General features: G+C 54.8%; 10 protein-coding genes and 3 riboswitches. Of the genes, 9 read left to right on the top strand and 1 reads right to left on the bottom strand.

What is annotated here, in order from left to right; translation table 11 throughout:
* Positions 1–159 precede the first annotated feature (159 nt).
* Together FYB92_RS10620 and FYB92_RS10615 are read left to right on the top strand one after the other, a co-directional pair.
* The gene (locus FYB92_RS10620) at positions 160–1,782 is read left to right on the top strand and encodes an ABC-F family ATP-binding cassette domain-containing protein (RefSeq protein ID WP_332828621.1); all 1,623 of its coding nucleotides are present in this window, start codon (positions 160–162) and stop codon (positions 1,780–1,782) included.
* A gap of 233 nt (positions 1,783–2,015) precedes the next feature.
* Positions 2,016–2,237 (top strand): hypothetical protein, encoded by a 222-nt coding sequence (locus tag FYB92_RS10615; protein WP_040510701.1) that lies wholly within the window; start codon positions 2,016–2,018, stop codon positions 2,235–2,237.
* Positions 2,238–2,410: 173 nt separating this feature from the next.
* Here the strand turns inward: FYB92_RS10615 and FYB92_RS10610 are convergent, their stop codons facing one another.
* A complete protein-coding gene (locus FYB92_RS10610) occupies positions 2,411–3,496 on the bottom strand; it encodes an acyltransferase (protein WP_332828620.1) in 1,086 nt (361 codons plus the stop codon).
* Between the two features lie 709 nt (positions 3,497–4,205).
* Positions 4,206–4,435: riboswitch (cobalamin riboswitch) on the top strand.
* A 157-nt stretch (positions 4,436–4,592) separates the two neighbouring features.
* Between FYB92_RS10610 and FYB92_RS10605 the strand changes: the two genes are divergently transcribed.
* From FYB92_RS10605 to FYB92_RS10575, 7 genes are all read left to right on the top strand, one after another.
* Positions 4,593–6,212, top strand: a complete 1,620-nt coding sequence (locus FYB92_RS10605; protein ID WP_332828619.1) for a carbohydrate porin — start codon at positions 4,593–4,595, stop codon at positions 6,210–6,212.
* Positions 6,213–6,451: 239 nt separating this feature from the next.
* Positions 6,452–6,671, top strand: a riboswitch (cobalamin riboswitch).
* Between the two features lie 120 nt (positions 6,672–6,791).
* Complete coding sequence (locus tag FYB92_RS10600; protein WP_332828618.1) at positions 6,792–8,882, top strand: TonB-dependent receptor domain-containing protein; 2,091 nt, start codon at positions 6,792–6,794, stop codon at positions 8,880–8,882.
* A 1-nt stretch (position 8,883) separates the two neighbouring features.
* The gene (locus FYB92_RS10595) at positions 8,884–9,723 is read left to right on the top strand and encodes an ABC transporter substrate-binding protein (RefSeq protein WP_332828617.1); all 840 of its coding nucleotides are present in this window, start codon (positions 8,884–8,886) and stop codon (positions 9,721–9,723) included.
* A gap of 20 nt (positions 9,724–9,743) precedes the next feature.
* Entirely contained in the window at positions 9,744–10,730 is a 987-nt protein-coding gene (locus FYB92_RS10590; protein ID WP_040511878.1) for an iron ABC transporter permease, read from the top strand.
* Positions 10,727–11,485, top strand: a complete 759-nt coding sequence (locus tag FYB92_RS10585; protein ID WP_332828616.1) for an ABC transporter ATP-binding protein — start codon at positions 10,727–10,729, stop codon at positions 11,483–11,485. Before FYB92_RS10590 ends, FYB92_RS10585 begins: the two co-directional genes overlap by 4 nt.
* A gap of 167 nt (positions 11,486–11,652) precedes the next feature.
* Positions 11,653–11,894: riboswitch (cobalamin riboswitch) on the top strand.
* 191 nt (positions 11,895–12,085) lie between these two features.
* Complete coding sequence (locus FYB92_RS10580; protein WP_332828615.1) at positions 12,086–13,168, top strand: aromatic ring-hydroxylating dioxygenase subunit alpha; 1,083 nt, start codon at positions 12,086–12,088, stop codon at positions 13,166–13,168.
* Positions 13,169–13,356: 188 nt separating this feature from the next.
* Positions 13,357–13,965: an acetate uptake transporter gene (locus FYB92_RS10575; protein ID WP_003619504.1), complete on the top strand. Its 609-nt coding sequence runs from the start codon at positions 13,357–13,359 to the stop codon at positions 13,963–13,965.
* The last annotated feature ends 14 nt before the right edge of the window (positions 13,966–13,979 follow it).

The raw sequence follows: 13,979 nt of genomic DNA, 5'->3' as shown, positions 1-13,979 counted from the left end.
ACCAGCATGGCCCCCACAGGGGCATAATGTTTCCCGCAGTTGGAAGCATTGATGCATGAGCGTGGCGGCAACATCTGGTGCGTCGCTATTTACGGGGTCCGGGGGGTGCGCGATAAGGGCGCTCCGGCTTTTCGCTCTCTTTACGTTATCTGGGGCCCCATGATCCGTCTCGACACCATCAGCAAGCATAATGGCCATCGCGTGATTTTCATCGATGCTTCGGCCGCCCTCCAGAAAGGGGAGAAAGTCGGGCTTGTCGGGCCTAACGGGGCAGGTAAGACAACATTGTTTCGCCTGATTACAGGGCAGGAAGAACCTGACGAAGGGCAGATCCTGATCGAACGTGGCCTCACTGTGGGTTTTTTCAATCAGGATGTGGGGGAGATGGCAGGCCGCAGCGCGGTTGCAGAGGTGATGGACGGTGCCGGCCCTGTGGCAGCCATCGGAGCCGAACTGTCCCAACTTGAATCCGCCATGGCGGACCCGGACCGCTTTGATGAACTGGACATCATTCTTGAACGGTTTGGCGAAGTACAGAGCCGTTTTGAGGAATTGGGCGGCTATGCCCTGGAAGGGCGTGCGCGCGAAGTCCTGCACGGGCTGGGATTCAGTCAGGAAATGATGGATGGCGATGTCGGCCGCCTGTCGGGGGGATGGAAGATGCGCGTGGCGCTGGCGCGCATCTTGCTGATGAAACCGGATGTTATGCTGCTTGATGAACCGAGCAACCATCTCGACCTCGAAAGTCTGATCTGGCTGGAGCAGTTTCTGGCCGGTTATGACGGTGCCCTGCTGATGACTTCGCACGACCGTGCCTTCATGAACAGGATCATCAACAAGGTGATCGAGATTGATGGTGGTGTATTGTCAAGTTTTTCCGGCGATTATGAGTTCTATGAACAACAGCGCGCCCTGAACGAAAAGCAGCAGCAGGCACAGTTCGAACGCCAGCAGGCCATGCTTGCCAAGGAAGTCGCCTTTATCGAGCGTTTCAAGGCGCGGGCCTCCCACGCTGCGCAGGTGCAGAGCCGGGTCAAGAAACTGGACAAAATTGATCGGATAGAGCCCCCGAAACGCCGTCAGACACTTGCCTTTACCTTCCCGCCTGCCCCCCGTTCCGGCGATGCGGTCGTCAACCTGCGCGGTGTGGACAAGGCCTATGGCAGCCGGGTGATCTACCATGATCTTGACCTGTTGATCCGCCGCCAGGAACGCTGCTGTGTGCTGGGTATCAACGGGGCGGGTAAATCGACCCTGTTGAAACTGGTCACTGGTACTATTGAACCGGACGCAGGAACCGTCACCCTTGGCGGTAGTGTCAAGATGGGATATTTCGCGCAGCATGCCATGGATCTGCTGGATGGCAATCTGACGATTTTTGAAACCCTGAACAATGCCTTCCCACTTGCTTCCCAAGGGGTGCTCAGGTCACTGGCGGGCAGTTTTGGCTTCTCTGGCGACGATATCGACAAGCTGTGTCGTGTTCTGTCCGGTGGGGAAAAAGCACGTCTTGTTCTGGCCATGATGTTGTTTGACCCACCGAATTTCTTGGTGCTGGACGAACCGACCAATCACCTTGATCTTGCCACCAAGGAAATGTTGATCACGGCCCTGGCCGATTATGACGGCACGATGCTTTTCGTCTCCCATGACCGTCATTTTCTGGCAGCACTTTCCAACCGTGTCCTGGAACTTACACCAGAAGGCCTTCATCGTTATGACGGGGGTTACACGGAATATGTTGCCCGAACCGGTCGTGAAGCACCGGGCCTGCATGAATGATGGCGGCGTCATGATCGGCGGGCTGTCAGGTTTGTCAGCCGGCCGGTTGCGACAGGCGATGGTGTGCGACAGCCATGGGTAAGCAGGACGGGTATGCACAGATAAAATCGGGTTTTCCCTTACGATGGGAAAAGGGCGATGATAGTCCTGCATGACCGATAGGGTATGGATTACCAGTGCCTGACCCACTGAAAACCGTGGGATCAGGATATATAAAGAGATGGAGTGGGGCATTGCTACAGAAACTTCGGGAGATCAATCATGATCGTACGCTTCTGGTGAATGCGGGGGTGTGTTTCTGCGTGATTGCCATGCTTGGCCTGGGCAACCTGTTTTGCAGTTTCGTACTGCATACCGATATGTCGTACCTGATGCCATGGCTGCTGGTGGGGGTGATATCCTATTTCTTTTTGCCGAGCCTGATTCTTTGGATCGCAACTGGACATCCATCCTGACAATTAAACTAAGGTGTCGGGAATTACGTGACAGATCGCAATAGCGATATCATGCTGTCCTCACTGGGTATGCAGCATGTGTCAGATGTTTCGGGGCGCAGAGGATAAATCGTAATTAACGGCTTTGGCGGGGACAGGTAACGCGGTGAGTATGGTGAAACACGGCATAGTTGTCATGATTTTTCCATATGCCGTAACCGACGTCGCAAGGGTTCATCAACAAATCGCATCACACCATATGCAAATATTGTCAGAGATGTCACGCTCAGCCCGATAATGAATGCGGTCATGCCGTAACCAATGGTATGATGCTGGTAAAAATTCATGAAAATCCATAAGGCGACATAATGCGTCATGTACAGTGGATAAGATAAGCGGCCAAGAAAAGAACACAACTTCTCCGTAACGCCGGACACATGTATTCCCGCACCCATCATGATGAGTAATGGATAAAATACAAAAACGACCAATTCTTCTGCAAGCCATTCATGCGAGAAGAAAGGCATTACAAACGTCAGCACAAGCAATGCACCGATGGCATAGAAATGTAGGTTATTTTTCCATATGAGGTGGTAACGATAAATGAAAAGACCTGCCAGGAATGAAAAGCTGACACGCGCGGCACCAGTCCAGAAGCCATTTGTATCCCATCCGTTATAAATCCATCCATCACGATAGCCACAAATGCCCAGCCACAGAGCTGCGATGCAGAGAAGAACGCCAAGTGCAGGCCGGGCGACACGCCACAAAACAAGCGCATATACGATACTGGCGATATATTCCCAGAACAAAGACCATTCTGGTGCATTGAGGCCAAAGAGATTGTGCGTGCGTTCTACCATCGTGGGATAGGGCACAACCAGAAGTGTTGTTAAAAAAAGCATGGCGATGCGCCCGACACCATAAGAAGCAGGCACCGGCATGAAAGGATCAAACAGAAAAGCCAGAAGGCCAAGAATCGCACCGAACACAACCATGGGATGAAGCCGGATCAGGCGATGGCGAACAAAACGTATGAAACCAAGAGTTCGTATCCTGTCATCATAAGCGTAGCCCATGACAAATCCTGACAGGCAGAAGAAAAAATCAACAGCCAGGAAGCCATGTCCAATAAAATTCTTTGTATAGTCCAGGATAGCCATTTCCATAAAGTGGAAGATGACGACGGAAATGGCTGCCAAACCGCGAAGGCCGTCGAGAGCAACAAAATGCTTGCGGTGTTCGACTTCTGTTATCGCCTCGGCATCGGATTGAGACATGAGAGTCCTTTGACATTTTATCGTCAGGTCATAAGGCGGCAATATATTTCGATTTTTTAACGAAATTCAAGCTTATTACAGCTTACCCCCGCGTGATCGCATCCGCCATGCTGATCGTAGGGCCAGAGCCCGCCAGGCGTCGATACAACCTGCGCGGGATCGAATAGCCATGGCAATGATGAATGGGAAAGAGCAGGGGAGTGTCTGGCAGTGTCCGTCTGCTAACGAAGTGCAATAAGGATAATTTTATAAATATTTTCAGTGAATTAATTTGGGTTTTGAGTATTTTTTCAAGTGATGTCATCCAAAATGATGCATTGATCAGCGATCTGTTTGTTGGGTGCTTGAGTGCATTTCCTGCGCCCATCCGGATTATGTCAGAAGGTCTGACGCGTATGGTGTTGACGCTATGTGCCGCCGGATATTCCACGGGCGCGAGTTTGAGCGGCAGGGGGGGGGCAGAGCATCAGTGTTACTGAAGCCCATGGCATGAAAAGGTGTCTTGGGACAAAGGCTCCGTACCGCAGGCTGTGTCCGTGGGGATCATCATCACCATGGTCATCGAAGCGGTTTACCTGCATGCCTGTCACCATGTTTTTTACAAGGGCAACGTTTTGGTGGTTTGTCATATGTTTTGTGGGCTGTATGCAAGGGACATAAAAGAAATGCATATGCAGCCTTGCTTTTTGAAGGTAGAGAATTTTATAAAGCGGGTTATCAAGTCAACGGTCCCGTGCGAACGGGTGAAAAGGGAATGCTGTGCAACTCCGGCTGGGGAAGTCGCCCCGGGGGTTCAGTCAGCAACTGTCCCCGCAACTGTAGGCGGCGAATGTTACAACCATGCTACCATCTGGTGGCAGCCACTGACTTCGGTTGGGAAGGCGGATGTGACGTGATGACCCGTAAGTCAGGAGACCTGCCGTTGAGTTCAGATTGTCGCCGGGCGGGCTGAGCCGGAGGCGGGTCAAGGTCTCATGTATTTTCTTCTGTAATGCCGTGTCATGGCGATGTGCAGGTCGGTTTCCCGGTCGGGGGCTGGCGGCATCTGGAATTGTTGCTTTTTTTACCAACACTGCCACCTGACAGGCTCCTTTTCATGATCTATTTCCGCTCCCCCTGCGTTTCGCGGCGCAGGGTCCGTGCATTTTTTGTCAATTGCACTCTGGCAAGCAGCGTTGCCGCATATTCACATGCCTATGCTCAGGCCCCCCAGACCCAGATTGAGGAAGACCGCGCCCGGCTGGGCAATTCCACACCATTGGTGGAACAGATTGACCCCGCGACCGTGCGTGATTCACAACGCGCGCAGGCTGATGCGCAGGAAAAGGCTGCCGGGGATGACAGGCTCGACACCAGCGGCAATCTGCTGGGCGATATGTGGGGGGCACGATCATGGTTGTACAGGCATGGTGTCACTTTTGATATTCAGGAGGTTGATGAAGTCTGGGGCAATGGCACAGGCGGCACGCCGTCGTCCAATGATGGTGCATCAGGTTCGGGCACCGGTCCGGCCTATGACGGTGTGACCATGCCGACGTTAAGCATTGATACTGAAAAGCTGTTTGGCCTGAAGGGCGGATTGTTCAATGTCAGTGCGTTGCAGACACGCGGGCGTTCAATCTCGCAGGATCATCTTGCCAATTTCAATCCCATCAGTGGCTTCGAGGCTGATCGCTCCACCCGCCTGTTTGAATTATGGTACCAGCAATCCTTTTTGAATGGGAAACTGGATGTAAAGATCGGTCAGCAGGATCTTGATACTGAATTCCTGATCAGTGATTATGCATCTCTTTACCTGAATTCAAACTTTGGCTGGCCGATGGCGCCTTCGGTCAACCTGTATGGCGGTGGTCCGTCATGGCCACTATCCTCGCCTGCCGTTCGCGTCCGTTACCGGCCAAGCGAGAAGTTCACCTTCATGTTCGCGGCTGCCGATGATAATCCGCCAGGTAACCGTACCAATTCCTTTGCCATACAGAATGGCGGTAACGGCGCGGATCCGACAAATCAGGTCACTAATGATGGCAGCGGGACACAGTTCAACATGGGCACAGGCGCCCTGCTGATTACTGAATTGCAATACGCACTGAACCCACAGCCGGCTGATATGTCGAATGTAACCAAGGATCCGGGCTTGCCGGGTGTGTACAAGTTGGGTGGGTATTATGATACCGCAAAATTCCCCGATTATCGCTATAACAACATGGGCAAGCCTCTTGGTGGCGCTGATGACAGCACCGGGATTCCGCGCTGGGACCGCGGGGACTGGATGGTCTACGGCATCATTGACCAGATGATCTGGCGTCCGTCACTGACCTCGGCCCGGTCGGTCGGGGTGTTTGTGCGTGCCACGGGCAATGGTGGCGATCGTAACCTGATCAGCTTTGCAATGGATGCAGGCTTCAACCTGAAGGCCCCATTCCGTGGCCGTGCCAATGACACACTCGGGCTGGGCTGGGGGATTGGCCGCGCCAGTTCGGGGGAGCGTCAGTTCGACCGCAATGTGGCACAGACTGGTACTTACAGCCCGGTGCAAGGGAATGAAAATCATCTCGAACTGACCTATCAGGCGCAGGTAACTCCCTGGCTGGTTATGCAGCCGGATTTTCAATATGTATGGCATCCTTCGGGCGGGGTGCGTGATTATGGTGTCTCCTATAACCGTCATGTTGGTAACGAGGCCATTTTCGGCCTGCATGGCAGCATTACATTCTGATTTATGATGATAGATGCTTATATATGAAGATTATAGGAAATTAAGAATCAGGTGCGTGGCATGCCTCAAGCGGCATGGTCTTTTTTAAGTCCATGTCACGACAGGATGTTTCTTGCCATGTCGTGCGACTGCGTCGTGTTCAGGGGATATCCTGAATGCCGGGAAATATAATCCAAAATGATAATGATCGTGACAGGGTATCACAAAATTGAATCCTGCTTGACAAGCATTGTTCATCAGATCAGAACAGGTGCGACGGTTCCTTCTGCCGGAGGGATTAAAAGGGAACGAAGTGCGGAATTACCATCCAATGCTTCGGCTGTCCCCGCAACTGTAAGCGGTATGTCTTTGCATTACCGGATGTAACGGTCCGGGCCACTGAAAACCACGGTTTTCGGGAAGGTTATGCATGATGCCAAGCCGCAAGCCAGGAGACCTGCCGTCCTTAGTGGTTGCGACCGGGAACTGTTGGGCGGGGCGTCCTGGCGGTGTGGTGTTACGGGGTTTCGCACGGATCGAAACCTGGGGTGGCAGCACGCTCTCGTGGCAACGATGATGTGACCGCGAGACCTGGATTCTATGATATTTTTTCGTAATCTTCTGATTGCCTCGACCATGTTCGTTACAATACGGGGCGGCATCGCGTATGCTGATGATCTGGGCGGGCAGGTAAAACCGCCAGCAACCGGTTATGTCGTGCAGGATAAGAAATCCCGGGTTGTCATTTCACCCGGAGGGGACGGGATTCCAGAACTTATCAGTGTCAGTGCCGCGCGGCGGCCGACTGCCGTTGATGATATCGGCACCAGCATGACCATCATCACCGAAAAACAGATCCAGACACAGCAGCGACGCAGCCTGACGGATATCCTGACGCGCCAGCCGGGCCTGAATGTGGTACAGACGGGTGGCCCTGGGGGGGCGTCCTCTATTTTCATGCGGGGCAATAATGCGAATGAGGTCAAGGTCCGTCTTGATGGCATGGATATCAATGATGGCAGTTCGGCATCAGGCGCGTTTGATGCGGGGCAGTTCGTGACTGATGGTATGGGGCGCATCGAAATCCTGCGTGGTCCGCAAAGCGGCCTTTACGGTGCGGATGCCATGGCGGGCGTGATCGACATCACCACGGCGCAGGGGGAAGGACGATTCAGACCATTCGTCCGTGTCGAAGGGGGCGGATACGGTACTTTCAACCAGACTTTTGGCGCGCGCGGCAGCAAGGGGCGTTTTCATTACAATGTTGAACTTTCCCATTACCGTATGGATGGGTTCAACAATATCCCTGCCTATATTGAACGGTATTACGGCGCCGACCGACAACAGCGACACGAGGGCAACCGCAATGACAACCGGGGGGCCAATATCCGGCTGGGATATGACATTACCCATAATTTTGACCTTGGCCTGACTGCACGCCTTATACAGAATAATAACCATTCCTATTCATTATATGACCTGCAAAGCGAGAACGCTTATGGGGACAGGGGTGTGCGGGAACAGAACAGCCAGAATGAGGCCATCTTGCGAGGAACGGCGCATCTGGTTTCCTTTCATGGCATGTTCGATCAGGTACTTGGCCTTGGATACATGACCAATCGCAACCGCTGGACAGAGGCAGGCACCAGTGATGGTAGCCCCATAAATCCCGATCCTGATTATTACCGTTCCAGCCGGTTGAAAGTGGATTGGCACGGAACATTCAATTTAAAAAAATATGGACAGTTCTTGATCGGGGCGGAACATTTCCACGATACGTTCAATACCAGCCATACCGCCGCCAGCATGTGGGACAGCGGATATAATACATCCGCCAGCATGGATACGACCGCGGGTTATGGACAGTATCAGGGGAATTGGAACCATATTCTGTATGGTGCGGCCAATATTCGTTATGATGCCAACTCACGTTATGGCAACCATGTGACGTGGCGTGTTGCCCCTGCGATCCATGTGCCGGGAACCGGCACCATTATCAAGGCCAGCGCCGGTTCGGGTTTTCATGGCCCATCGCTATATCAGCTATTTGCCAATCAGGTGGGCGCCGGATATTCGGAAAAAGGCAATCAGAACCTGAAAGCCGAGCAGTTGATCGGTTATGATGCGGGGGTGGAGCAGAAATTGCTGCACGATCATCTGAATTTTGGGGCAACATGGTACGACAACAGGGTCCGGAACCTGATCCAGTCTTCCGTATCAGTGGATTCATCGTATAATTATACCTATTCCTATGCCAATGTTGCCAAGGCCCGGATGTATGGTGTGGAAGCTTTCCTGAACTGGAAGGCATTGAATACCCTGGAATTCAATCTGAGCTATACTTGGACACATGCCCGCGATGCAACGGACGGCGCCGAGCTTCAGCGCCGTCCCCAGCACAAGTTCAATTTCAATACGACATGGACACCAATCCGCGACCTGACATTTTCGGGCAATATCCTGTATACCAGTGCCTGGCGCGATGTGCCGGTCATCGGCGGGGCGACATGCAGCGTTTGCGCCAGGGGGCATGGATATTTCACCATTGATGTGGCTGCCAATTATAAGGTCAACCGCTATGTTTCCGTTTATGCCCGTGCGGACAACCTGTTGAACCGCCAGTTCGAGGACCCGATTGGCTATCTGCAGCCCGGTCGTGCCGGTTATGGTGGTTTCATGCTGAATTATTGACATGAAAAGGATGCTTGCGGGATTTGTCGCCGGGATGCTTGCCTGTGTCCCGATGGCGGCACGGGCGCAGCCTGTGGCGCGTGTGGTGTCGCTCAACCTTTGCACGGACCAGTTGCTGCTGTTATTGGCCGCACCGGGACAGGTCGTGGGGATTACACCACTGGCGCGCGACTGCTGGAACGCGGTATTGTGCGCGCAGGCCGCGCGCGTGCCAGTGATGCGGCCCACCTCGGAAAATGTCGTGGCCGCCCATCCCGATGTCGTGCTGGGTGGTGTCTATACAGCGACGTTGGCCATGCAGGCTGCACGGGAAAGCGGGGCGAAGGTCATTACCCTGCCACCAGCAAAATCACTGACGGATATCGCCTCACAGATCATGATCGTGGCGAGTGCGATTGGTGTGCCCGAACGTGGGCGTGAACTGGCTGGCGCCTTTGCGCTGCGCCTTGCCTCCTTTCCATCGGGACGGTCTGCCACCGATCCCACGGCTGCGGTCTATGCCGCCAACGGGTTCGTAACCCATGCGGGTTCGTTGCCTGATGATGTCCTTGCCCATGCGGGCCTGCGTAATTATGCAACCGTCATGGGGCATGAAGGGTCTTCACGCTTTCCTATGGAGGTGCTGATCGCGCATCCGCCCGACCTGCTGGTCCTCGACCGTTCGGGACGGGGGCGTTCCCTTGCACAATCAATGCTTGACCATCCTGCATTGCGGCAGGCCTTTGCCGGTGCGCATCATCTCGACCTGCCAGCGCGCCTGTGGCTATGTGGCCTGCCACAGACACTGGATGCAGTGGCGATGCTGCGTGCTGCCCGCGGTCATCTTGGAATCCTACAGTGAAACAGTTCGGGCATGGAACCCTGTTGCTCAATACGCTGCTGCTGCTTGGGGTGGTGGGCCTGTTCGGGGCGTCGTTGATGTGGGGGGAAACCAGCATCATGTTTTCGCATGCACTGGCGGACCTGATGGCGGGGCGACATACGGCCGGTGCGATCATCGTGGCGCAACTGCGTCTGCCGCGCACCCTGTTGGCCATTATGGTGGGTGGCACACTGGGCCTGTCGGGTGCGGTCCTGCAGGGATATCTGCGAAACCCGCTGGCGGACCCCGGTATTCTGGGCGTATCGGGTGGGGCGGCACTTGGTGCGGTATGCGTGTTTTATACCGGCCTCATGCAGCTTTCCATTGCGGCCCTGCCGCTTGGTGGCCTGACGGGGGCCCTGTGCGCGGCTGCCGTGCTGATGGGGGTGGTGGGGCGTGGCGGGACACTGGTGCTTTTACTGGCGGGGGCGGCACTCAGCAGTTTTACCGCCGCGCTGACGGCGCTGGTGCTGAACCTTGTCCCCAGTCCGTATGCATCCTTTGAAATCATGCATTGGCTTATGGGGTCACTGACTGACCGGACCTTTACCCATGTCTGGATCTGCCTGCCCGGTGTGGTGTGTGGCACGCTGTTTATGCTGTCCTGCGCACGTGCGCTCGATGCGCTGGCGCTGGGTACGGATGTGGCGGAAAGCCTTGGGTTCCGGCTTCATGCTCCATGGGGGATACAGACGCGCGTCGTGCTTGGCGCGGCTCTTGCCGTTGGGGCGTGTGTGGCGGTTTCCGGTGCGATTGGCTTTGTGGGGTTGGTGGTGCCGCATCTGTTGCGCCCGTTGACGGGGCACCAGCCTTCACGCCTGCTTGTGCCGTCCTTTCTGGGGGGCGGACTGTTGCTTCTGGCGGCGGATATGGTTGTGCGCCTGGTGGCAAGCGGGCCTGAACTACAGCTTGGCGTATTGACGGCATTGGTTGGTGCGCCGGTTTTTTTCGCCCGTGTCATCATCCTTAAAAGGAGCAGCCCATGAGCTTGCTTCATGCGTGCGGCGTCTCGCTCAGACGGGGGGAACGGGCTGTCGTTTCCGCCGCTGCCCTGACCCTGGAACGGGGGCGGGTTGTGGGCCTGATCGGACCGAACGGGGCGGGGAAAAGCACGTTCATGCGTATGCTTGCGGGGTTACAGACCCCCGATTGTGGGGAGATCCAGCTTCTTGGGCGTGACATGGGGCAGATCCCCCCCGCAATGAGGGCAAGGCAACTGGCCTTTATCCCGCAAGATGGTGGAATGCCGCCGCCGATGCCCGTCCGTAATCTGGTGGCACTTGGGCGCCTGCCACATGGACAGGCCAACATGCATGCGATAGGGCATCCTGCGGTGCAACGTGCGCTGGAGGCAACAGGCCTGCTGGACCTGTCTGCCCGTCCGGCCTGTCATCTTTCGGGTGGAGAGCGGGCGCGTATGAACCTCGCGCGTGCGCTGGCGACCGATACGTCTGTTGTTGTGGCGGATGAACCGATTGCCGCCCTTGACCCTGCCCATGCCCTGTCCATGATGCAGCTTTTCCGTGAACAGGCCGCACAAGGTAAGGGGATTGTCGTTGTGTTGCATGATCTGGTGCTGGCGACGCGGTTTTGCGATGAACTTGTGCTGATGGATGATGGCTCCATCATTCGACATGGCCCTGCAACACAGGTGCTGGATGATGATATCATGCATGCAGTGTACGGGGTAACGGTCAGGCGGATCGGGGATGCTGTCATTCCGTGGGAACTCCGTCGATAAGGCATCTTGATGTAATCCGGGCTGTTTTTGTACGAATCCGTTATTTCCCCGGATTATTGTTTGCAAAAACCTTTCAGGACATTTGCGGGGCAGGGACTGATCTGCGAATGCATTTCGAAAAAATCTTCAGGATATCTTGCATCTGGCGGAAAAATGCAGGCACTATCAACTTCTATCAAGTCGATGGTCCCGTGCGAGCGGGCTAACAGGGAACGCCGTCATGCTCCGGCCGGGTCATAAGCCCGGGAGCCAAGTCGGAGGCTGCTCCCGCAACTGTAGGCGGTATGTCGCCGGTTCATTTACCCCCATGGGGTAGGTCACTGTTTCCACGATCAAGGGAATGGGAAGGCAGGAACCGGCAGGCCATGATCCGTGAGCCAGGAGACCTGCCATCGTCATTTGCCAAGCCGTCGGACGGGATGTGCCGAAGGCGGGAGAAGCCTATGCCCATCAGGCAGGAAGCCACGTGCCATGGCGATATGGCAGGTAACGCATCCACGCGTTGCAGTTTTATGAAAATCATACGAAAAATAACGTCTTTTCTGACTGCGCCACCCCAGGTCCCGTGTGGCCGATATTGTGGGAGGCATTGAAGCGAGTATGGCACGGATTATATCGGACATAACCGCGCCGGTGCGGATGCCGCGTCTGCCCCATGATATCCGGCGTGTGCGGAGTAACCCTGATTTCTGGTATCCCGTTGCCTGGTCGCGTGAACTGCGTCGGGGCAGGGCGATCGGGGTACGTTATGCAGGGCAGCCGATTGTCGTGGTCAGGCCAGAGGCCGGTGCGATCTTTGCGCTTGATGATGTCTGTCCCCATCGTCAGGTTCCTCTGAGCAAAGGAGATGTATGTGGGGATTTTGTGCGCTGTGCATATCATGGGCTGAAATATAGCCGACGTGGACAGTGTTTTTCACCGGATATGAAAATCGAAGATGATCTGCCCCGACTGCGCACATGGGCCTGTCAGGAAAAGGACGGGCTGATTTTTGTTTTCATGGGACCGATGGAAAAGTCCGATAGTGTGCCTCTGCCGGATATTCCACGTGTGCGCGATCCGCATTATCGGACGCGTCGTTTTGGAAAAATTGTGAAATGCCATTACAGTTTCATGCATGAAAACCTGATGGACATGAACCATCAGGTCCTGCACAGCCGTCTGGTCGGAAGTATGAAACCCCGGTTCCTGGGCATGGAACGTGGTCATGATTTTGTGGAGGCGCGCTATACCTTTGCGCGTATGGCCGGCAAGCAACCCCTGAGTGAAGCCCTGATTTATGGGCAGCGTCGGAAAGAAGGGCGCAATTTTGCCTATCGCGATGTCATGACCATCCGTACGCAATATCCATATCAGGCATTGCGGATCGAGACGCAGGGCGTTGAGGAACCGGTCATGGACCTGTGGATTGCGTATGTGCCGCAGGATCGCGAGGAACAAACCAACCGTGTCTTTGGACTGTTGTCCATACGCCGGTTGAAGGTTCCGTTCATACTGGATCTGGCATGGCCGTTGCTGGTTGCCTTTACGGAACGTGTCTTTGCTGAGGATCGCGAAATTGTCGAACTTGAACAGCGGGCATGGCAGGAGCAGGGCGGTGATCGGAATCAGGAAGTTTTTCCGGTTATCATGGCCTTGCGCCAACTGCTTGTCCAAAATGGGATAAGTGCGCAAACAGCCTGAAATCAGGAACCAGGGTCTGGTGCAGCTTTTCCCCCAGGACTTCAGGGGGGGCTGCCATTTGAAAGGCGCGCGTCCGCCAGACCCTTTGTCGGGTTTTATGAATGGGTTATTTCCTGACGTTCTCTAAGATAGATTTTAATATGCCGGGTCGGGCTGATCGTGACATGTTTTGTCATGATTTATCCGCCATGGAATGGAATTGCGGCATGACCCATAATTCGGCAAAAGCAGATCCTGCCCCGTTGGGGTTGATGGGGTTTGGCATGACCACTGTCCTGCTTAACCTGCATAATTCAGGCATCGTTCCCATGGGGGGAGCTATTCTTGCAATGGGATTGGTGTTCGGCGGGGCGACGCAGTTTGTCGCCGGCCTGCTGGAATACGGAAACAGAAATACATTTGGCATGACGGCCTTCATGTCTTATGGCGCTTTCTGGCTGTCCCTCGTTGTGTTGCTGTTCTTGCCGCACTGGGGATTGGTGGCACCCTCATCACCTGCCTTGATGGGCAGCTACCTGCTGATGTGGGGCCTGTTTACTGCCATTATGACGATTGGCACGCTGCGTGCCTCGCGCATGCATCAGGTGGTGTTTTCCAGCCTGACAGTATTGTTTCTGCTGCTCGGCCTTGCCGAAATCCTTGAGCAGCCCATGTTGACGGTTATTGCCGGATATGAAGGATTATTTTGCGGGTTCAGCGCCATTTATCTGGCGGCAGTGGAATTGCTCGCAGCACAACCGGGACACGTCGCAGCTCCTGTTGCAGTTATGGTGCCGCCTGCCGAGGTTGCAGCCTGATATTGCGGTTCCGC

The sequence above is a fragment of the Novacetimonas sp. GS1 genome (genome assembly GCF_036686925.1).
Classification (GTDB): Bacteria; Pseudomonadota; Alphaproteobacteria; order Acetobacterales; family Acetobacteraceae; genus Novacetimonas; species Novacetimonas hansenii.
Note: the sequence above shows the minus strand (reverse complement) of the source record. Positions and strands in the feature narration are given on the sequence as shown.

What these genes read in the sequence shown, in the direction of transcription:
- FYB92_RS10580 (WP_332828615.1), top strand. Translation starts at nt 12,086, where the DNA reads ATGGCACGGATTATATCGGACATAACCGCGCCGGTGCGGATGCCGCGT.
- FYB92_RS10575 (WP_003619504.1), top strand. Translation starts at nt 13,357, where the DNA reads ATGGAATGGAATTGCGGCATGACCCATAATTCGGCAAAAGCAGATCCT.
- FYB92_RS10610 (WP_332828620.1), bottom strand. Translation starts at nt 3,496, where the DNA reads ATGTCTCAATCCGATGCCGAGGCGATAACAGAAGTCGAACACCGCAAG.
- FYB92_RS10605 (WP_332828619.1), top strand. Translation starts at nt 4,593, where the DNA reads ATGATCTATTTCCGCTCCCCCTGCGTTTCGCGGCGCAGGGTCCGTGCA.
- FYB92_RS10600 (WP_332828618.1), top strand. Translation starts at nt 6,792, where the DNA reads ATGATATTTTTTCGTAATCTTCTGATTGCCTCGACCATGTTCGTTACA.
- FYB92_RS10585 (WP_332828616.1), top strand. Translation starts at nt 10,727, where the DNA reads ATGAGCTTGCTTCATGCGTGCGGCGTCTCGCTCAGACGGGGGGAACGG.
- FYB92_RS10620 (WP_332828621.1), top strand. Translation starts at nt 160, where the DNA reads ATGATCCGTCTCGACACCATCAGCAAGCATAATGGCCATCGCGTGATT.
- FYB92_RS10595 (WP_332828617.1), top strand. Translation starts at nt 8,884, where the DNA reads ATGAAAAGGATGCTTGCGGGATTTGTCGCCGGGATGCTTGCCTGTGTC.